We start from the raw sequence: 20,152 nt of genomic DNA, 5'->3' as shown, positions 1-20,152 counted from the left end.
GGCGCCAGCGCTCGTCGAGTTCCACTTGGCGACCTCATGCGCCATCATGCGGCGAGCGGCCCCGACAAACCCGCAATCACCATTGGCGACCAGGTGATCGGGCGCGAGGAATTCGAAGCGCGGTGCAATCGCCGCGCGCGTTTGCTTGAGCGGCACGGCGTCAAGCGCGATGACCTCGTCACCATTGCGCTGCCCAACGGACTGGAGTTCTACGAAACGGCATTCGCGGCGTGGAAGCTGGGCGCGACACCCAATCCGATTTCATCATCGCTTTCGGATATGGAATTGGGAGCCATTGTCGCGGTCGCCCAGCCGCGCGTCATCGTCGGCATGGAGCCGTCCCGCGCACCGGGGTTCGCGACGCTATCGTCCTGCCCCGAACTGGCGAATGATCTTTCCGCCGATTACGTCCCGTCACTTATCCCGCGTTACTGGAAAGCCATGACCAGCGGCGGATCGACCGGACGGCCGAAACTGATCGTCGATCATATGTCAGGAAAATGGGATCCGGCGGAGGGCGGCATTGCGCAGCAGCCGGGCGAGACCGTGCTCAATCCGGGGCCCTTATATCATAATGGGCCCTTTCTCGGGACCATGCTCGGGCTGTTCGGCGGTGGGCACGTGGTGGAGATGCTCAAATTCGATCCCCTGCGGCTGCTGGACCTTATCGAGCGGCACCGGATCAACTGGGTGCTTCTCGTTCCAACGTTGATGCATCGAATTGCGCGGCTGTCCGATGCCGAGCGGGCCGCTCATGACCTGTCGAGCCTGCGCATGATGCTTCATTCGGCCGCAGCCTGTGCGCCCTGGCTCAAGCGCTTCTGGATCGAATGGCTCGGCCCGGAGCGCGTTCTCGAAGTCTATACCGGAACCGAGCGCCAGGCCCTGGTGACGATCACCGGCGCGGAATGGTTGGCGCACCCGGGATCGGTCGGGCGCGTTCAGCCCGGTGCCGAAATCCGTATTCTCGACCAGTTCGGCAATGATGTGGTGCCGGGCGACGTCGGTGAGATATTCCTGCGCCCGGACAGCGGACGAAACACCACTTATCATTATCTTGGCGCGGAAGCCCGCGCGCACGGCGAATGGGAAAGCCTTGGCGATCTGGGTCATTGGGACGCCGAAGGGTTTCTTTATCTCAGTGACCGTCGGGCCGACCTGATCATTCGGGGCGGGGCCAATATCTACCCCGCCGAGATCGAAGCCGCGCTTGACGCGCATCCGTCGGTCGCGTCGTCGATCGTGATCGGCTTGCCCGACGAGGATCTGGGCCATGTGGTGCATGCGATCGTGCAGCCGGCAGCCGGGGCGCGGTTGGCCGAGGGCGAACTCAGGGAGTTTCTCCAGGCGCGCCTGACTCACTACAAGATCCCCAGGACGATCGAGTTCGTCGACACGCCGCTGCGTGACGATGCGGGCAAGGCGCGCCGGTCGCAATTGCGCGACCGACGCATTGCCGCCACCGACGCCGATCAGGCCCGGAAAGGTTGACCCAATGACCCAGCACTATGTGCGCCCCGACGTGCGGGCCTTTCTCGACATCCTCAACACGACACCGATGGCGCATCTGGAAGCATTGGGCGTCGAACGGGCGCGGGCGTTGACGGCACAGATCCGTGCCGCCCGTCCGGCCGCTGCGCCGCATGGATTGGCGATCGTGCGGGATCATGAATGCCCGGGCCCCGGCGGCTCTATTCCGCTCCGTTTCTACGACGCGCGCGAAACCCGCGGCGCAGGGCCGGTGATCATTTACTTCCATGGCGGCGGGTTCGTGCTGGGCGATCTGGAGTCGCATCATGATCTGTGCCTGGAGATCGCGCGCATGGTCGATTTGCCAGTGATATCGGTGGCTTATCGATTGGCACCCGAGCATCCATGGCCGGCCGCGCCCGACGATGCTGAAGCGACGGCGCGGTGGATTGCGACCTTTTCCGAGGAAGCTTTTGGCCGCAGCGTCGCGTGTCTGGTGCTTGCGGGTGACAGCTCCGGCGCCAACCTCGCCGCGGTAACGGCAAAGGCGCTGCGCGATGTGCCGGCCGCGGTGCCGGTCGTAAGCCAGTTCCTGATCTATCCGACCATGGGCGATGATCGTGCGACCCGTTCGAAACAGGATTTCGCTGAGGGTTTCTTCCTGACGAAAAAGGCGATCGACTGGTTCAATGGATGTTATGCTGCGGCACCGGGCAATTCTCGCTACGACTTGCTCGCCGGCGACCTCGACGACATGCCGCCGACGGTTCTGGTGACGGCAGGCCTGGATCCGCTGCGCGATGAAGGCCGTGCCTATGCCGCAGCACTGATCGCGGCCGGCGTGCCGGTCATATTCCGCGAAGCAAAGGGCAACATCCATGGATGCTTCGGCCTCCGCGCCGCGATTCCGTCGTCAGCCGGCGACGTGACGGAAGCCCTTGAGGCGCTTCGCGTTACGCTGTCGTCGCCGCGACCCTAATCAACTCGTTTCAATCCCGCCGCGCAACCATGCGCCTTGTCGACATAGTGTGCGGCGGAAATGAGCAGCATCGCCTGTGCGTTGTCATCAAGCTCGCGGATCGCGCGGGCCGGGCTGCCGACGATCAGGCTGCCTGCGGGAAACGTCTTGCCTTCGGTCACCAACGCACCCGCGCCGACGATGCAGCCTTCGGCAATCACTGCGCGGTTGAGGACGATCGCACCCATGCCGATCAGCACGCGGTCGCCGATCGTGCAGCCGTGCAGGATGGCGTGATGCCCGATCGTGCAGTCAGCGCCGATGGTGAGGGGCGCGCCGGGATCAGAATGGCACATCGCCCCTTCCTGGATATTGCTGCGCGGCCCGACGATCATCGGCGTGTTGTCGCCGCGAATGACCGCGCCGAACCAGACGCTGGCATCTTCGCCGAGCAGCACATTGCCGATCAAGTCGGCGCTTGGCGCAACCCAGGCGCCGGGGGCGAGTTGCGGACGTTTTCCGTCGATTTCATATTGGGGCATGTCGTCACCTTTATCCACCGGCCCGCACGTGCCGCTACCATCATGGTAGCGGCACGGTGGACCCCGGAACAAGTCCGGGGTGAGGGAAAGGGCTGCTGAACGGATCGTCTTGAAGGCGCGGTGCGCTATTGCGAATGAGTTGCACTTCCGAAGCGCTTTTGATAGCGGCGCGGCCGGGAGGACTCCATGATCCGTCGAATTTCACGTCCGCTGCCGCTGGCGGCGCTTTTTCTGCTGGGCGCACTGCCGTCATCCGCCCTGGCGCAGGCGCAAGGCGATACCGCCGCGCGTGACGAAAGCAGCGAGACGTCGGACGATGCCGTGCCGCGCGATATCATCGTGACAGCGGCACGCACGATCCTACCGCCCAATGCGCTACCGCTGACCATCGACATCATCGACAAAGAGATGCTTGACCAGCAGATCGCCATCTCCGGATCGGTTACCGACGCGGTATCGACCCTGACCCCGTCCTTCTCGCCGACGCGGCAGAAGCTGTCGGGTGCCGGAGAGTCACTGCGCGGGCGTTCGCCGCTTTATGCGATCAACGGCATTCCGCAGTCGACACCATTGCGCGACGGCAGCCGCGACGGCTTCACCATCGACGGCTTTTTCATCGACCGGGTCGAACTGATCTATGGCTCCAACGCGCTGCAGGGGATTGGCGGCACCGGCGGCATCGTCAACCAGGTCACGGTCGGCGTACCACGCAAGGAGGGTGTGAGCGGGCGCGTTCTGCTCCAGGGCACGACCGACAGCGATTTCACCAAGGACGCTATGGGCGGGAAGGCCGCGGGGCTCATCCAGTACAAGGCCGGTCGCTTCGACGCGACGGTCGGCGCCGCCTATGAGAAGCGCGGCGTCTTCTATGATGGAGCCGGGCGCCGCGTCGGTCTCAATCTCACTCAGGGCGAGACCCAGGATACGCGGACTCTCTCGCTATTCGGGCGTTTCGGCTATGAGCTGAGCGAGACGGCAAGGCTCGACCTGATCGTCAGTCGGTTCGAAATGAAGGGCGACGGCGATTATGTCGCGGTCGCGGGCAACCGCAGGACGGGCCTGCCGACCAGTGCGATGCGCGGCAATCCTCCAGGCGTTCCGGCGGCCAGCCGTACCGAAAGCGCGGCCTTGTCGCTGACCGATACCGATCTGGGTGGCGGCAATTTCGTCAGCCAGATCTTCTTCAACCGCAGCCGGGATACGTTCGGCGGCGAGACCACGATACAGGATAGTTTTCAGGACGTTCGGATCGCGCCCATCGGCACCTTGTTCGACCAGTCGCAGAATCGATCGCGTAAATATGGCGGCAAGGTCAGCTATGAACGCGCCGTACCCGGTTTCGAAGCGTTGACCGCGACGATCGGCTTCGATGCGATCTGGGATTCGACCGAGCAACGCCTGATCGCGACCAATCGCGTCTGGGTGCCGCCGACCGATTTCCGCAGCCTCGCCCCGTTCGCACAGGCCAATCTCGCATTGTTCGACAAGACGCTGCGTCTTGCCGGTGGGATTCGCTATGAGAATGTCGAGATCAAGATCGACGATTATCACACACTTGCCAGCACCACGAAGCCGGCTGGGGGTGTGTCCGTCTCGGGCGGCAAGCCCAAATTCAAGGATGCGCTGATCAATGGCGGCGTGATCCTGGAACCGGTGCCGGGAATCCGCGCCTATGCCAGTTATGCGGAGGGTTTCACGGTGCCCGACATTGGTCGCATCACGCGAGCAGTCGGCAAAACCGGCGTCGACATCGATAATTTCCTCGATATCAGCCCGATCGTGTCGACCAATCGTGAGGTCGGCCTGGAGGTCAAACGCGGTCCACTCGACGCGTCTGCGACCTATTTCTGGTCATCGAGCGACAAGGGCCAGTTGCTGATCGCCCAGACCGGCGGCAATTTCGATGTGCAGCGGCTGCGCGTCGAGATTCAGGGGCTCGAGATCAATCTGGGCGTGAAGCTGCCGATCGATGGCGCGCGCCTGAGCGTCGGTTATGCCCATCTGAAGGGGCGGTTCGACAGCGATACCGTGCCCGATGGCAAGGTCGACAGCGATCTGGACGGCACCAATATCTCGCCCGACCGGCTCAACCTCGCGGCGAGCTACGTCAAGGGACGTCTGTCGGCACGGCTGCAGACGCAATTCTACCTTGCGCGACGGTTCGACGGCAAGGCGCGTGCGCTGGACGACGCCGATCCAACTCATCCGAAGAAACTCGGAGACAATGATTTCGGCGGCTATGCGCTGACTGACGCCAGTGTTCGTTATCAAACCGGTCTTGGCGGCCTGAGCCTCAGCGTTCAGAATCTCTTCGACAGGCAATATATCGACTATAACAGCGATACACGCTTGCCGACCGACAATCTTTCCTACTTTGCCGGTCGCGGGCGGACGTTAACTCTCGGCTGGGATTACAGATTCTGATGAAGCTGCTCGATCTGGTCCATCGCTGGACCGGCGGCCTGATCGGGCTGGTGCTGGCCATCCTGGGACTGACCGGCGCGATCCTGGTCCATAAGGATAGCTGGGTCATGCTGCCGCACGCGTCGGATACGCTGGTGCGTGATCCGGCGGCGGTCGCGGCGGCGACTGACCGGTTGCTGGGGGCCTATCCGAGCGCGAACGGGATCGTCTATGCGAGTGAGCGGTTCGGGTTGCACCAGGTGCGTGGCGCCGATGGCGTGGGCGCCTATGCCGATCAGACCGGAATGGTCGTCACGCACTGGTCGAGCCAGTGGGCGCGGCCTGAACTCTGGCTGTTCGATCTACACCATCATTTGTTCGCGGGCGATATCGGCGAAACGGTGATCGGGGTGGCGGGGCTGTGCGCCTTGCTGTTCGTCATCACCGGGGTGATCCTGTGGTGGCGCACGCGCCGCACTTTCGCGTTCCGGCTTTGGCCCAAGCGGATGAGCCGGCCGGCGATCGTGATGCAGCACCGCGATCTTGGTATCGTCGCGGCGCCATTGTTGTTCCTATCGGCGCTGACTGGCGCGATGATGATCTTCAAGCCCGTGGCCGCGATCGTCGTCGCACCCTTTTCCGCTCCGAGCGATGTGGTGGCGGCGCTGGCTCAGCCCAAGCTGAAGAGCGGGCCGTTGGCGGCACGACCCGATTGGCGCGCGATGCTGGAGCGCGCGCGACAGCGTTTCCCCGATGCCGAGTTCCGCATCCTCAGCCTGCCGCGCAAGCCCGGCGCCCCGATCGGCCTGCGCATGAAACGTGCCGGTGAATGGCTGCCCAATGGACGCACCTCCCTGTGGTTCGATGCCAGCGATGGGCGTCTGATGGATGTGCGCGATGCGCTGGCGATGCCGACGGGCGCAAAGCTGTTCAATGCCGCCTATCCGGTTCATGCCGGGAAGGTCGGTGGGCTGGTCTGGCGGCTGGTAATGACGGCGTCGGGACTGGCCATGGCGATGCTCGGCAGTCTTGCGATATGGTCCTTCTGGTTCAGGCGACCGAAGCGGAAGAAACGAGCCCCCGCGGCCGTGGCGTGACGGGAGTCACGGCAGCGTGACGCGCCGCGTCGTTCCGATCGCTTCGAGAAATGCCTCATCATGGCTGACGACGAGCAATGCACCGTCATAAGCGCGCAAGCCGGTTTCCACCGCCTCGATCGAATCGAGGTCGAGATGGTTGGTCGGTTCATCGAGAATCAGCAGCGCCGGGGGTTTCACTCCGCCCAGGATGCAGGCGAGGCCGGCGCGGAGCATCTGGCCACCGCTGAGAGTCGAGACGATCTGGTCCGCGGCACTTGCCCGGAACATGAAACGGGCGAGCGCGGCTCGACAGGCATTGTCGTCGGCCAGGTCATTGAGACGCACGAAATTGCCGCGGATCGACCTTGCCGGATCGAGCAGGCTGGCGCGCTGGTCGAGCAGCGCGAAGCGGGTTCCGACCCGAACGGTGCCCGTCCAGGGGTGTAGCGCGCCAGTGATGAGCGACAGGAGCGTGGTCTTGCCCGAACCGTTCCGCCCCGTGACGGCGATGCGCTCGGGGCCGCTTATCGTCAGGGACAGGTCGCGCAGAACCGGTTGGTCCGGCGCATAGCCCGCCGTCACCCGGTCGATCTCCAGCACGGTCCGATTGGCGGCAAGGCCGGTCGATGACAATATCACCGACATGGTGCGGAGGACCTCAACCTGTGCCCGGGCGGCGGCGGCGGTTTCCGCGGCATCCGCGCGAAGGCGATCGGCCAGGCGAGCATGTTCCCCGCTCGTACTCTCGGCGCGGTTCTTGCGCGCACCGATCAGGATGCGTGGCATGTCTCCCTTTGCGGCCTTACGCCGGCCGGCGGAGTCTTTGCGCGCCTTGCGTTCGGCGGTTTCCTGCGTGCGCCGGTCGACTTCGGCAATCTGCTTCTCGGCGTCCGCCAGATCGCGCTCCGCCGTCGCCAGTTCGATCACCTTGCGCTCACGATAATGGCTCCAGTTGCCGCCATAGCGCGTGGCGCCGAGCGTGGTCATTTCGACGATCGCGTCCATCGTTTCGAGCAAGGCACGATCATGGCTGACGACAATTGCGCCGGCGCGCCAGCCGGCAAGCAGGTCGATCACCGCCTTGCGCCCCGCCTGATCGAGGTTGTTGGTCGGTTCGTCGAGCAGCAGGAAATCGGGTTCCGCGAAAACCACGCCGGCCACGCCCGCGCGCGTCCGTTGGCCGCCCGACAATTCGCTCAAGGGCGTGTCGGGCCGCACGTCGAGGCCCACCCGGGCAAGCGCGGAGCGGATCCGTTCCTCGAGCGTCCAATCCGCTTCACCCAGTTCCTCGACGCCGGCATCGCCCTGTTCGGCGCGCGTGAGCAGGGCGAGCCCGTCGGTCGCGCCGAACAGGGCGGCCACGGTTTCCCGTTCATCGACCTGCAGGGTCTGGCGCAGCATGCCGAGTTTACCGGAGACAGTCAGTGCGCCGGACTGGAGCGGCAGCTGGCCCGAGATCAGTTTGAGCAGCGTGGTCTTGCCCACGCCATTGCGGCCGACCAGCCCGGCGCGTTCGGCGCCGAAGCTCAGATCCAGGCCGGAGAAGACCGGGCGAGAATCAGGTGTTGACCAGGCGAGATTGGAAATTGTGATGGCGGACATGGTGATGGATTTCCCGGATGGCAGAACGGATGAGCGTTGCTGTCGGGATGAAATCCATCGTCTTGCATGTCCTTTTAAGGCCGGTTTTCAAGATAATAGGCTCACAGGGCCGCCCTTTCAAGCGGTGCAGGAAAGGACGGCCCGATCGCGGTCAGAAACGCTCGCCGACCATTTCCTCGCTCTTTGCCCATAGCGCCTTGGCGTTGTCAGGATCGACGGCATAAGATTGCACGCCACCGCGAAGGCCTTGGCCATGAGTGATTGCCGCGACTTGGCAGTCCTCGCAATAATGCCCGCCAATTTCCTCCGCCGGGGCGACCATGGCAGCCCAAACCGACGTCGCCGCGCCCTGCGGAATCGACTTGTAGGTGAATGGCGGCAGGCCGGCCGCTTGTTGCCCCGCGTTGATCGATGCGATCAGCGCATCGGTCGCCTCTTCCGTCATATGACGGGCGAGCTCGGTCCTGATCCCGCCGGGATGAAGCGCAGTGGCGCGGACACCTCGGTCCTTGTGACGGCGGTCGAACTCGACGGCGAACAGGATGTTCGCGGTCTTGGAACGGCCATAGGCGGTGAATTCGGCATAAGGCACATGGTCGAAATTCGGGTCGTCGAGATCGACATCGGCGTAGCGGTGCCCGGCCGAGGACAGGTTCACCAGGCGGCCGCCCGGTCTCAGCAGCGACGCAATGCGGTTGATCAGCACGAAATGGCCGAGATGATTGGTGCCGAACTGAGTTTCGAACCCATCGACCGTCTTGCCCTGCGGGCAGGCCATCACGCCAGCATTGGCGATAATCACATCGAACGGGCGGCCATCGGCATTGAGCGCGTCGGCGCAGGCACGCACGCTGACCAGCGATGCCAGATCGAGCTCGACCAGTTCGATACCGCCGCCATGCGCCGCCTGATCGCGCACCTCAGCGGTGGCGCGCTGCGCCTTGGCGAGATCGCGCACCGCGCCGACGACCTGAGCGCCACGTGCGGCCAGCACCCGCGCCGTTTCGACGCCGAGACCGGCCGAGGCACCCGTCACCAGGATGCGCTTGCCCGACAAGTCCACGCCGTCCAGCACCTCATCGGTGGTTGATTCCGCTCCAAATACGCTGGTCATTTCTCATCTCCTGAAGGGGGGCCGTACGCGACCGGTGCGGCCACCTCTATCTGGGGCGACGGCAGGCAGGACCGACGCCCGATCGCGTCGATCTCTTGCCTATTCCTATCAAAGGCCCGGTCGCGCCGGTCATCTGGACTTGTTTGCCAACAGTGTTGCGCCAATCTTTGCGGCATGCGCGAACAATTGACAGAGATGTGCCGGCTTACCGAGCGCCACGCCGGCCCGTCCGGGCGGGCCACGGTGCTGCAGCGCATGTCATTGTTCGTGACCCGGGCAAAGACCAGCCCGACAGCGTCGCTCTATCAGCCCATGCTGTGCCTCGTCCTGCAGGGCGCAAAGCAAGTGATGGTCGGCGACCGCGTGCTGCGCTTCGACCCGGCAAGCTATTTTATCGCCTCGCTTGAACTGCCGGTCTCGGGCCGCATCATCGAGGCGAGCGACGAAAGCCCCTATATCTGCGTCAGCCTCGCGCTCGATCCCGATGTGATCGCAGGACTGATTCCCGATGTGCCGGCCAGGCCAGAGGGGCAGACCGCCGGCTTTGCGGTCAGCCCGGTCACGCCGCAAATACTCGATCCCTGGGCGCGGTTGCTGACCTTGCTCGACACGCCCGGCGATATCCCGGTCATCGCGCCGATGCTCGAACGCGAGATGCTGTATCGTTTGCTGCAGGGGCCGCAGGGCGGGGTGCTGCGCCAGATCGCACGGGCCGATAGCCGCGTGTCGCAGATCCGCCAGGCCGTCGGCTGGATCCGCACGCATTTCGACCAGCCGTTGCGGGTCGATGCTCTTGCCGATCTTGCCGGGATGAGTCCGGCATCATTCCACCGCCATTTCAAGGCGGCGACGGCAATGAGCCCGCTGCAATATCAGAAGACGTTGCGTCTGCAGGAGGCGCGACGCCTGATGATCGCCAATGCCGATGCAACTCGCGCCGCCTATCGCGTCGGCTATGAAAGCACATCGCAATTCAGCCGTGAATATGCGCGCATGTTCGGGGCGCCGCCGTCGCGGGATTCGGAACGGTTGCGTGGGTTGGAGCCAGTCAGCGCTGCCCTATGAGCGGCGCAGCTTGCGGCCGCGGCGTGGCGGTGCGAGGGTCGGGAACCGTAGCAGGAGGACCGACTCATCGCACGCGACGAGGATAAGCGGCTTGCGGCCCTCGCTGCCGCGGCGGAGGTCCTGCCCGGCATGGTCGTCGGGCTCGGCACCGGATCGACCGCTGCGTGGCTGATCTATCATCTTGCAGAACGCGTCCGGGATGGCCTGTCGATCACCGCGGTCGTCACCTCCCACGCCACCGAGCGCGCCGCACGCGGTGCCGGTATCGCGATTCTCGCGTTCGATGATCTCGCCGCGATCGATCTCGCCATCGATGGGGTGGACGAGATCGACGATCAGCTTTGGGCGATCAAAGGGGCGGGCGGGGCGATGCTGCGCGAGAAGATCGTCGCGACCGCTGCGCGCCGCATGATCGCCATTGCCGACGGGTCGAAGCGATGTGCCGCGATCGGGCGTGCGTCGGTGCCGGTGGAGATATTGCCCTTTGCCCGGACATTCGCGCTCGACCGGTTGAAGGCGCTGGGCGCGATCCCGACATTGCGCATGGCGAATGATCGGCCGTTCGTCACGGATCAGGACAATCTGGTGATCGATTGCAGCTTTTCCGCTCTGCCTGATCCCGCCGCCATGGCGACGCAACTCGCCGCAATCCCCGGCGTGCTTGGCCACGGCCTGTTCCTGAGCGAGATCGACACCGCCTATATCGCTGAAAATGGCCAGGTCGTCCGAATGCTGCGTCCATGACGCCCGTCGCGGCAACCGAGGCTCGTCCGTCGCGTTGGGGCGACATCACAAGGAAACCGTACGCATGAGCGACATCGACGCCCCCGCACGTTCAGCCGACGATACGCATGAGGACGGTTCGCTCGCCCGGCTGACCATCGACACGATTCGCACATTGGCGATGGATGCGGTGCAAAAGGCCAATTCGGGGCATCCCGGCACGCCCATGGCGCTGGCGCCAGTGGGGTATACCTTGTGGTCGCAGTTTCTGCGCACCGATCCGGCGGCGCCCGACTGGCCCAATCGCGACCGTTTCGTGCTGTCGGTCGGCCATGCCTCGATGCTGCTCTACGCACTGCTTCATCTCGCCAAGGTCCGCGAGATCGATGCCGATGGGAAACCGACCGGCAAGCCGGCGATCAGCCTCGACGACATCAAGGATTTCCGCCAGCTCGATTCCAAAACCCCCGGCCATCCCGAATATCGCATGACGACCGGGGTCGAGACGACCACGGGCCCGCTGGGCCAGGGTTGTGGCAATTCGGTCGGCATGGCGATCGCCGAGCGGCATCTGGCGGCATATTTCAATCGTGACGGTTTCCCGGTGTTCGACCATGACGTCTATGTGCTGTGCGGCGATGGCGACATGATGGAAGGCGTCTCGGGTGAGGCGGCTTCGCTCGCCGGGCATCTCAAGCTGTCCAACCTGTGCTGGATCTATGACAGCAACACGATCAGCATCGAGGGGCATACCGACCTCGCCTTTATCGAGGATACGGGCAAGCGGTTCGAGGCCTATGGCTGGAACGTGATCCATGTCGATGACGCCAATGACTGCGATGCGATGGCGCAGGCGCTGGCGACATTCCGCACCACCAGCGACAAGCCGACCTTCATCGTCGTGCGCTCGGTCATCGGCTGGGGCAGCCCGCGGGCCAATAGCGAGAAGGCGCATGGTGAGCCGCTGGGCGAGGATAATGTTCGTGCCACCAAGAAAGCCTATGGCTGGCCGGAGGACGCGCAGTTCCTCGTCCCCGACGGTGTTGCGGATCATTTCCACGATGCCATTGCCGCGCGGGGCGAACCGCTGCGTACGAATTGGGAGGCGATGTTCGGGCGTTACCGTGCCGAATATCCCGACCTGGCCGCCGAACTCGATCGTGCCCGCAAGGGAGAGTTGCCAAAGGGTTGGGACGCCGACGTGCCGGTCTTTCCAGCCGACGCCAAGGGCATTGCTTCGCGCGAAGCGAACGGCAAGGCGCTCAACGCGATCGCCGCGCATTTGCCGCTGTTGATGGGCGGTGCGGCCGACCTGTCGCCGTCGACCAAGACCAACCTCACCTTTGACGGCGCGGGATCGTTCGAGGCGGGCAGCTATGGCGGGCGCAACATGCATTTTGGCGTGCGTGAACATGCCATGGGCGCGATCGCCAACGGCATGGCGCTGTCCTATATGCGGTCCTACACCGGCACCTTCCTGGTCTTCGCCGATTATATGCGCGCGCCGATCCGGCTTGCCGCGATCATGGAGTTGCCGGTCATCTTCGTCTTCACGCATGATTCGATCGGCGTGGGTGAGGATGGCCCGACGCATCAGCCGATCGAACATCTCGCCACCTTGCGCGCGATCCCGGGGCTCGACACGATCCGGCCCGGCGATGCGAACGAAGCGGTCGAGGCATGGAAGGTCGCGCTGACTCATACACATGAACCGACTGTGCTGATCTTCTCGCGTCAGGCGATTTCGACGCTCGACCGCGGCAAATATGCGCCCGCATCGGGATTGACCAAAGGCGCCTATGTTCTCGCCGACGCCGAGGGAGGCGACCCGGAGATCATCCTGATCGGCACCGGCAGCGAAGTGCCGATGGTCGTCGCGGCGCATGAGCAACTGACCGCGTCAGGCGTACGCTCGCGGGTCGTATCGATGCCAAGTTGGTATCTGTTCGAACAGCAGGATCGCGCCTATCGCGACTCCGTCTTTCCCCGTTCGGTCACCGCGCGGCTCGCGGTCGAGCAAGGCGGGGAGCTGGGTTGGGACCGCTATGTCGGGCTCGAGGGACGGACGATCACCATGTCGACCTTCGGCGCCTCCGCGCCGTTGGCGAAATTGCAGGACAAATACGGCTTCACCGTCGAGAATATCGTCGCGGTGGCCCAGAGCATGTTGGAGAAGAAATAATGGGACGGCTGAACGATCTCGCGGCACAGGGCCAGGCGGTATGGCTGGATTTCGTCGATCGCAAATTCCTTGCAGCCGGCGGCTTGCAGAAGCTGGTCGATGAGGACGGGCTGACTGGCGTCACGTCCAATCCGTCGATCTTCGAAAAGGCGATGGGGCATGGCGACGCCTATGACGCCGAGCTCGCAGAATTCGACAAGGCCCACCCCGACGCCTCGACCATGGCGCGTTATGAACATCTTGCGATCCAGGATATCCAGGCCGCAGCCGACACGTTGCGCCCGGTCTATGACCGGCTCGAGGCGAAGGACGGCTATGTCAGCCTGGAGGTATCACCCTATCTTGCTGCCGATACCGATGCGACCATCGCCGAGGCCGCCAAGCTGTGGGCGGAAGTCGACCGGGCGAATCTGATGATCAAGATTCCCGGTACGCCGCAGGGCGTTCCCGCGATCGCCGCGACGATCGACGCCGGGATCAACGTCAACGTCACGCTGCTCTTCTCGCTCGACGCGTACAAGGCGGTCGCGCTGGCCTATGTTTCGGGCCTCGAAAAGCGCGCCGGGCGCGGCGAACCGATTGATCGCATTGCCAGCGTCGCAAGCTTCTTCGTCAGCCGTATCGACACCAGGATCGACGATACGATCGACGCGCGGGTCGCAGCGGACGATGCCGAAAGCGACGCGCTGAAGGCGGTGCGGGGCAAGGTCGCCATCGCCAATGCCAAGCTCGCTTATGCCTGGTATGAGGCGTTCATCGCTTCCGATCGCTGGCAGGCGCTCGCGGCGAAAGGCGCGATGCCGCAGCGGTTGCTTTGGGCATCCACCGGCACCAAGAACCCGGATTATCCGGATACGCTTTATCTCGACACGCTGATCGGCAAGGACACGGTCAACACCGTTCCGCCCAAGACGCTCGATGCGTTCCGCGATCACGGCACCGCCGCCGAGACGCTGACTGCCGATGTCGATGGCGCGCGCCATACACTGGCGGAAACCGAGCGGCTTGGTCTCGACCTGAACGGCGTGACCGACACGCTGGTCGAGGAAGGCGTACACAGCTTCGCCAAGGCGTTTGACGACTTGCTCGGCGCGATCGCCGCCAAGCATCCCGAAGCGGTAGGCTGATCCTGATGAGCCCCCGGGCCTGTGCCCGGGGGACAGTTTTTAACTGGACCTCGCTCGAAAGGTGTAAGCAGTAATGAAGATCGGTATCATCGGCCTGGGCCGGATGGGCGGCAATATCTCACGTCGGCTGATGCGGGCGGGCCATGAAACGGTGGTCTATGATCGCAATCCCGACGCCATCGCGGCGCTGGCGGGAGATGGCGCAATCGCGGCTGACTCGCTTGAGGATATGAAGGCCAGGCTCGACAGCCCGGCGATCTTCTGGGTCATGCTGCCGGCGGGCGAACCGACCGAACAGACCATCGCGACCATCGCCGGCTTCTGTGGCGATGGCGACATCGTCATCGATGGCGGCAACAGCTTCTACAAGGATGACATTCGCCGCGCGAAGGAACTGGCCGAAAAGAATACACGCTATATCGACGTTGGCACGTCGGGTGGCGTGTGGGGCCTGGAACGTGGCTTCTGCATGATGGTTGGCGGCGACAAGGATGCGGTCGACCATATCGACCCGATCCTCGCCGCGCTCGCGCCCGGCATCGGCACCATCCCGCGCACGCCCAATCGCATGGCCAATGAGGGGGAGGATGCGCGCGCCGAACAGGGCTATATCCATGCCGGTCCGGCGGGTGCCGGGCATTTCGTGAAGATGGTCCATAATGGCATCGAATACGGCTTGATGCAGGCCTATGCCGAGGGCTTCGACATCCTCAAATCCAAGGCATCGGAACGACTGCCCGAGGATCAGCGCTTCGACCTCAACCTGACCGATATCGCCGAAGTCTGGCGACGCGGGAGTGTGATCTCCTCCTGGCTGCTCGACCTGTCGGCGGCGGCGCTGGCCAAGGACATGAAGCTCGACCAGTTTTCCGGCAACGTCGCGGATTCGGGCGAGGGGCAATGGACGATCGATGCGGCGATGGAAGAGGCGGTGCCGGTCAATGTCCTCTCCGCCGCCTTGTTCGCGCGCTATCGCAGTCGGGTCGATCACACGTTCGGCGACAAATTGCTTTCGGCGATGCGCTACGGCTTTGGCGGCCATGTCGAGATCCCGCAATGAGTTCAGCCGGGCGTGAGCCGATCAGGCTCGTCGTCTCCGACCTCGACGGCACGTTGGTCGACAAGCACAAGCAACTGACCCCGGCAGTGATCGAGGCGGTCGCGCGGTTGCGCGGGGCGGAGGTCGGCTTCACGATCATCAGTGCGCGGCCCCGGTCGGGGATGATGCCGATCGCCGACGCGCTGGAAATCGATGACCCGATGGGCGCGTTCAATGGCGGCACCGTGTTTCGCCGCGACGGCACGATCCTGTGCCAGCATCGCATCGATCCGGACGTGGTGCGGACGATCTTCGACCTGGTCGGCGATGCCGCAGTGGATCGCTGGGTGTTCGCCGATGACGTCTGGTACGCCAGCACCGACCAGGGTGCGCATGTCGCCAGTGAGCGCATCGCCTCGAACCAGGCGCCGGTCATTACCAGTGATTTCTCCGCGCTCTATGATCGCGCCGACAAGCTGACTTTCGTCAGTGACGATCCTGTCTTGCTTGCCGGCCTTCGTGACCGGGCGGCGGGGCTTGCCGGACGCGCCACGATCGTCCAGTCGCAGACCTATTATCTCGATGTCACCGCGCTCGCCGCCAACAAGGGTGACGGGATCGCGTTGCTTGCCGGGGCGATGAACACGCCACTCGCTGCGGTCGCGGCAATCGGCGATCAAGCCAACGACGTGCCGATGTTCGAACGCGCCGGCCTGTCGATCGCCATGGGGCAGGGGCCGGCCGAGGTTCGCGCCAAAGCGGATCTGGTGACCAGCGGGAATGACGCCGATGGCGTGGCGCGGGCGATCCGTGAGATGATTCTGGGCGTTGCGGTTTGAGCGGCCGCGAGAGTCTTTTTGAATTGCGCTGATTCACCACCCCTGTTCGTCTCGAACGAAGTCGAGAAACAGGCCACAAAAACTGCGCAGTGTTTTCGACTTCGCTCGAAACGAACGGATAGGGTGATCCCCTCCCGTTTTAATCCTAGTCCCGCGCGTCAAACTCAGCCCGGCTGCGCTCGATCGCGTCGATATTGGCCATCGCCCAATTGCCCAGCCCGGTGACCGGTACGCACAGCGAATGCCCAAGATCGGTCAGCGCATAATCCACGCGTGGCGGGATCGTCGGGAAGACGGTGCGAGTGACTAGCCCATCCCGCTCCAGCCCACGTAATGTCAGCGTCAGCATGCGTTGTGAGATGCCGTCGATATTGCGTTTCAGATCGTTGAAGCGGCGCGGTCCCTGCGAGAGGATCATCACCACCAGGATGCTCCATTTGTCGCCAACGCGCGCCAGGATCGGCGCGACCGGCCGGCAACTTTCCTGAGTCACCGGTAGCTTGACCTTGGTCACATTCGTGTGCCCGGGTAACAAAATAGTGCCTCCTTGTGCGTGTCGTGGGCAGTCACATATCCTGCCTCAGTTACTGATTGATACCACAAGGACTCGCAAACATGAAGCTTCTCCATATCGACTCCAGCATTCTCGGCGAAAACTCGGTGAGCCGTGCCTTGTCGTCATCGGTCGTTGCTCGACTGAGCGCGGCGGATTCCTCGCTCCAGCTCGTGCGGCGCGACCTGGCGGCTGATCCGCTGGTGCATTACGATCTCGCGGCGATGGCTGGCGATACGCCGGGTCCGGCGGCTGAAAGCGCCGCGGTTCTCGAGGAATTTCTCGCCGCCGACACGGTGGTGATTGGCGTGGCGATGTATAATTTCGCCATTCCCAGCCAGCTCAAGGCATGGATCGATCGCCTTGCGGTTGCAGGCAAGACGTTCAGCTATGGCGCGGCCGGTCCCGAAGGACTGGTCGGTGGCAAGCGTGTGATCATCGCTTTGTCGCGCGGCGGCATTTACGGTGCGGAAGGCCCCGCGGCGGCGGCGGAACACACCGAAACCTATCTGCGCACCATTTTCGGGTTTTTCGGCATCGCACCCGAATTCGTCATCGCCGAGGGCGTGAAGCTCAGCCCCGAGCATAAGGTCAGCGCGATCGACGCGGCCGAGCGCCAGATCATCACGCTTGCCGCCTGACGACAGGATCTGACCGCCACCGCCGATCTCGCGATTGGCACCGGCGGCGATCCGCCCTAATGTCCTCCAACGCCAGTCTCATGAAGCCGCCTCGCCGCGCTATGCCGGCGGGGCGCTTTCATATCCCGTTGAGAGGTTCCCCATGACGCACGATTATGATCCCCGCCTTGGCCTGTATATCGGCGGGGAATGGCTCGATAGCGTGGGGCGGGATACGCAGGATGTACTCAACCCGGCAACCGGCGCGGTGCTGGCGGCGCTGCCATTGGCGACCGCCGACGATCTGGATCGCGCGCTGGAGGTAGCGCAGCGCGGCTTTCTCGCCTGGCGCGCCACCGCACCTGAAGCGCGGGCTGCAGTATTGGTCAGGACTGCCGCGCTGATTCGCGAGCGGGCCGATCGGCTCGCCCGGCTGGCGACGCTCGAACAGGGCAAGCCCTTTGCCGAAGCGCGCGGCGAGGCGCTGGCCGCCGCCGCAATGCTCGACTTCCATGCCGGGGAAGCGGTGCGCATCTATGGTCGCGTCCTGCCGCGTCCGTCGGGCACCCGCTCGCTGGTGCTGCAGCAGCCGGTTGGACCGGTCGCCGCATTCTGCGCGTGGAATTTTCCAATCCTGAATGTGGTACGCAAGATCGCGCCCGCGCTCGCCGCGGGCTGCTCGATCATTCTCAAGCCCAGCGAGGAAACGCCGGGCAGCGCGGTCGAAACGGTGCGCTGTTTTCAGGATGCCGGGCTGCCCGGCGATGTCGCGCAATGCGTGTTCGGCGTGCCGGATCTGATCTCGCGCCAGCTGCTGACTTCGCCGATCACGCGGAAATTGAGCTTCACCGGATCGGTGCCGGTCGGCAAGCATTTGCTCAAGCTCGCCGCCGATACGGTGATGAAGACGACGATGGAACTGGGCGGGCACGGGCCGGTGCTGGTGTTCGACGATTGCGATCTGGACAAGACGCTCGACACATTGGTCGCGCACAAGTTCCGCAATGCGGGGCAGGTGTGTGTGTCGCCGACGCGCTTCTATGTGCAGCAGGGCATTTACGATCGTTTCGCCAGCGGCTTTGCCGAGCGCACCAAGCGACTGAAGGTCGGCGACGGCCTGGACGCCGGCACGCAGATGGGCCCGATGGCCAATCCGCGTCGCCCCGATGCGATCGCAGCGATGGTCGAGGATGCGCGCAGCATCGGCGCGCGCGTGCTGGCCGGTGGCGACCGGGCTGACGGGGCGGGTTTCTTCTACAATCCGACCGTCATCGCCGATGTGCCGCTGACCGCGCGGGCGATGAATGAGGAGCCGTTCGGCCCGATCGCGCTGATTGCCCCGTTCGTCACCGTCGAGGAGGCGATCGAACAGGCCAATCGCCTGCCGTTCGGCCTTGCCGCTTATTGTTTCACCGAGAATGGCCGGCGGCAGAATCTCCTCGGTGATGCGATCGAGGCCGGAATGGTCGCGATCAACAGCGTGCGGTTGACCTGGCCCGACAGCCCGTTCGGCGGGATGAAGGAAAGCGGTTATGGGTCGGAGGACGGCCCTGAAGGCATCGCCGCGCATATGATCACCAAAGCGGTGCACATCGCATAAGGGGAGCGAGCATGAAGGGAGCAGCTAGGCATTTGTCGCCGCGTCGACCTTCATTCCCGGCGTGCGCCTGAACAGGATCGGCAGGCAAAGCAGGTACAGCATCGCGCCTGCGACCCAGACCAGCCCCGGAAAGAACCCGCGTGAGGCGAAATAGCCCTCGCTGATGATCAGCGGGCCGACGATCGACACTAGGCTGCTCATGCTGGTCAGCACACCCTGCAGCCGTCCCTGATCGGCGTCGTCGACTTGCTTCGACAGCAGGGACTGCAGTGCCGGCGCGCCGATTCCGCCGATGCAGAACAGCGGGAAGAGCAGGAAAGCAAACCAACCCCTGGTCGTGAAGGCGATGGCGAAATAGGCAATCGTGTCGGCGACGATGCCGATGATCACCGCGCGCTGTTCGCCCCAGCGTTCGCTGACCGGTCCCGCCACCAATGCTTGCGCAAGCGCATGGAACAGGCCGAAGCCGGCGAGCGAGAGCCCGACCATGATGCTGTCCCAGGCGAATTTATCCTGGCCATAAAGCACCCAGACGGTGCCACCGACTTCACCGACGAGTGCGAGGATGATGAACATGGCAAGCAGTGGGAGCAGGGCCGGGAAGCTCGCCGCCCAGCGCATCGGTGCAAAGGGATGGAACGCCTGGCGGTCGAGCTTCCCGGTTCGCGCTGTGTGCGATTCGGGCAGCACGAACAGTGTGACGAGCAGGTTGAGCGCATTGAGCAGCGCGGCGGCGACAAAGGGCGCGCGCAGCCAATAGGCGCCGAGCACACCGCCCAGCGCCGGTCCGATGATGAAGCCGAGCCCGAAACAGGCGCTGAGATAGCCGAACGCCCGGGCGCGTCGATCCTCCGGCACGATATCAGTCAGATAAGCCGCCGCCATTGATCCATTCGCTGCGGTAACCCCGGCAATCGCCCGGCCGAGAAACAGCCACCAGAAAGACGGGGCAAGGGTCATGAAGATGTAATCGATCACGGCCCCGGCCATCGAGATGAGCAGAACCGGCCGACGGCCGAAACGGTCGCTCAGGCTGCCGAGGATCGGCGCACAGAGGAGCTGGAGTAGCGCATAGAGCGACAGGAAAGCGCCGAACCGCCAGCCGAGATCATCGCTATGCAACAGCGCGCGGAGCATGGCGGGCAGGATCGGCATGACCAGGCCAATGCCCATGGCATCGAGAATCACGATCGATAGGATGACGGCAAGAGATTTGGTCATGAGCGATTCTTTATC

At 63.9% G+C, this 20,152-nt stretch carries 17 protein-coding genes; 12 read left to right on the top strand and 5 right to left on the bottom strand.

Annotation, left to right across the window (positions count from 1 at the left end):
• Positions 1 to 36 precede the first annotated feature (36 nt).
• Together OO12_RS09475 and OO12_RS09470 are read left to right on the top strand one after the other, a co-directional pair.
• Positions 37 to 1,491 carry an AMP-binding protein gene (locus tag OO12_RS09475; protein WP_034158404.1) on the top strand — a complete coding sequence of 485 codons (1,455 nt, stop codon included), beginning with the start codon at positions 37 to 39 and terminating at the stop codon, positions 1,489 to 1,491.
• Between the two features lie 4 nt (positions 1,492 to 1,495).
• Entirely contained in the window at positions 1,496 to 2,449 is a 954-nt protein-coding gene (locus OO12_RS09470; RefSeq protein ID WP_034158403.1) for an alpha/beta hydrolase, read from the top strand.
• Here OO12_RS09470 and OO12_RS09465 read toward each other — a convergent pair.
• Positions 2,446 to 2,970, bottom strand: coding sequence for a gamma carbonic anhydrase family protein (locus OO12_RS09465; RefSeq protein WP_034158548.1), 525 nt, complete (start codon positions 2,968 to 2,970; stop codon positions 2,446 to 2,448). The genes OO12_RS09470 and OO12_RS09465 overlap by 4 nt on opposite strands.
• 186 nt (positions 2,971 to 3,156) lie before the next feature.
• Here OO12_RS09465 and OO12_RS09460 point away from each other — a divergent pair, with 186 nt between their 5' ends.
• Together OO12_RS09460 and OO12_RS09455 are read left to right on the top strand one after the other, a co-directional pair.
• Entirely contained in the window at positions 3,157 to 5,394 is a 2,238-nt protein-coding gene (locus tag OO12_RS09460) for a TonB-dependent receptor (protein WP_152616338.1), read from the top strand.
• Positions 5,394 to 6,470: a PepSY-associated TM helix domain-containing protein gene (locus tag OO12_RS09455; RefSeq protein WP_034158402.1), complete on the top strand. Its 1,077-nt coding sequence runs from the start codon at positions 5,394 to 5,396 to the stop codon at positions 6,468 to 6,470. Before OO12_RS09460 ends, OO12_RS09455 begins: the two co-directional genes overlap by 1 nt.
• Before the next feature lie 6 nt (positions 6,471 to 6,476).
• On the opposite strand, the gene OO12_RS09450 is transcribed toward OO12_RS09455, so the two are convergent.
• On the bottom strand, positions 6,477 to 8,054 hold the full coding sequence (locus OO12_RS09450; protein WP_034158401.1) for an ABC-F family ATP-binding cassette domain-containing protein: 1,578 nt from the start codon (positions 8,052 to 8,054) through the stop codon (positions 6,477 to 6,479).
• 151 nt (positions 8,055 to 8,205) lie between these two features.
• A complete protein-coding gene (locus tag OO12_RS09445) occupies positions 8,206 to 9,168 on the bottom strand; it encodes an SDR family NAD(P)-dependent oxidoreductase (RefSeq protein WP_034158400.1) in 963 nt (320 codons plus the stop codon).
• Positions 9,169 to 9,342: 174 nt separating this feature from the next.
• Between OO12_RS09445 and OO12_RS09440 the strand changes: the two genes are divergently transcribed.
• The 6 genes from OO12_RS09440 to OO12_RS09415 all read left to right on the top strand — a co-directional run bounded on the left by OO12_RS09440 (position 9,343) and on the right by OO12_RS09415 (position 16,143).
• Positions 9,343 to 10,233, top strand: a complete 891-nt coding sequence (locus OO12_RS09440; RefSeq protein WP_034158399.1) for an AraC family transcriptional regulator — start codon at positions 9,343 to 9,345, stop codon at positions 10,231 to 10,233.
• A 66-nt stretch (positions 10,234 to 10,299) separates the two neighbouring features.
• Positions 10,300 to 10,977: a ribose-5-phosphate isomerase RpiA gene (gene rpiA, locus OO12_RS09435; RefSeq protein WP_034158398.1), complete on the top strand. Its 678-nt coding sequence runs from the start codon at positions 10,300 to 10,302 to the stop codon at positions 10,975 to 10,977.
• 64 nt (positions 10,978 to 11,041) lie between these two features.
• Entirely contained in the window at positions 11,042 to 13,138 is a 2,097-nt protein-coding gene (gene tkt / locus OO12_RS09430) for a transketolase (protein WP_082006437.1), read from the top strand.
• Positions 13,138 to 14,265: a transaldolase gene (tal, locus tag OO12_RS09425; protein ID WP_034158397.1), complete on the top strand. Its 1,128-nt coding sequence runs from the start codon at positions 13,138 to 13,140 to the stop codon at positions 14,263 to 14,265. Before tkt ends, tal begins: the two co-directional genes overlap by 1 nt.
• 73 nt (positions 14,266 to 14,338) lie before the next feature.
• Positions 14,339 to 15,325, top strand: a complete 987-nt coding sequence (gnd, locus tag OO12_RS09420; protein ID WP_034158396.1) for a phosphogluconate dehydrogenase (NAD(+)-dependent, decarboxylating) — start codon at positions 14,339 to 14,341, stop codon at positions 15,323 to 15,325.
• On the top strand, positions 15,322 to 16,143 hold the full coding sequence (locus OO12_RS09415) for a Cof-type HAD-IIB family hydrolase (protein WP_034158395.1): 822 nt from the start codon (positions 15,322 to 15,324) through the stop codon (positions 16,141 to 16,143). Before gnd ends, OO12_RS09415 begins: the two co-directional genes overlap by 4 nt.
• 145 nt (positions 16,144 to 16,288) lie before the next feature.
• On the opposite strand, the gene OO12_RS28905 is transcribed toward OO12_RS09415, so the two are convergent.
• Complete coding sequence (locus tag OO12_RS28905) at positions 16,289 to 16,657, bottom strand: winged helix-turn-helix transcriptional regulator (RefSeq protein ID WP_235364725.1); 369 nt, start codon at positions 16,655 to 16,657, stop codon at positions 16,289 to 16,291.
• A gap of 101 nt (positions 16,658 to 16,758) precedes the next feature.
• On the opposite strand from OO12_RS28905, the gene OO12_RS09405 reads away from it, so the two are divergent.
• Complete coding sequence (locus OO12_RS09405) at positions 16,759 to 17,337, top strand: FMN-dependent NADH-azoreductase (RefSeq protein ID WP_034158393.1); 579 nt, start codon at positions 16,759 to 16,761, stop codon at positions 17,335 to 17,337.
• A 142-nt stretch (positions 17,338 to 17,479) separates the two neighbouring features.
• Entirely contained in the window at positions 17,480 to 18,916 is a 1,437-nt protein-coding gene (locus tag OO12_RS09400; protein WP_034158392.1) for an NAD-dependent succinate-semialdehyde dehydrogenase, read from the top strand.
• Positions 18,917 to 18,940: 24 nt separating this feature from the next.
• Here the strand turns inward: OO12_RS09400 and tet are convergent, their stop codons facing one another.
• On the bottom strand, positions 18,941 to 20,137 hold the full coding sequence (gene tet, locus OO12_RS09395; protein ID WP_034158391.1) for a Tet(A)/Tet(B)/Tet(C) family tetracycline efflux MFS transporter: 1,197 nt from the start codon (positions 20,135 to 20,137) through the stop codon (positions 18,941 to 18,943).
• Positions 20,138 to 20,152: the final 15 nt, after the last annotated feature.

Origin of the sequence: Sphingomonas sp. ERG5 (assembly GCF_000803065.1) — a bacterium.
Classification (GTDB): domain Bacteria; phylum Pseudomonadota; class Alphaproteobacteria; order Sphingomonadales; family Sphingomonadaceae; genus Sphingomonas.
Note: the sequence above shows the minus strand (reverse complement) of the source record. Positions and strands in the feature narration are given on the sequence as shown.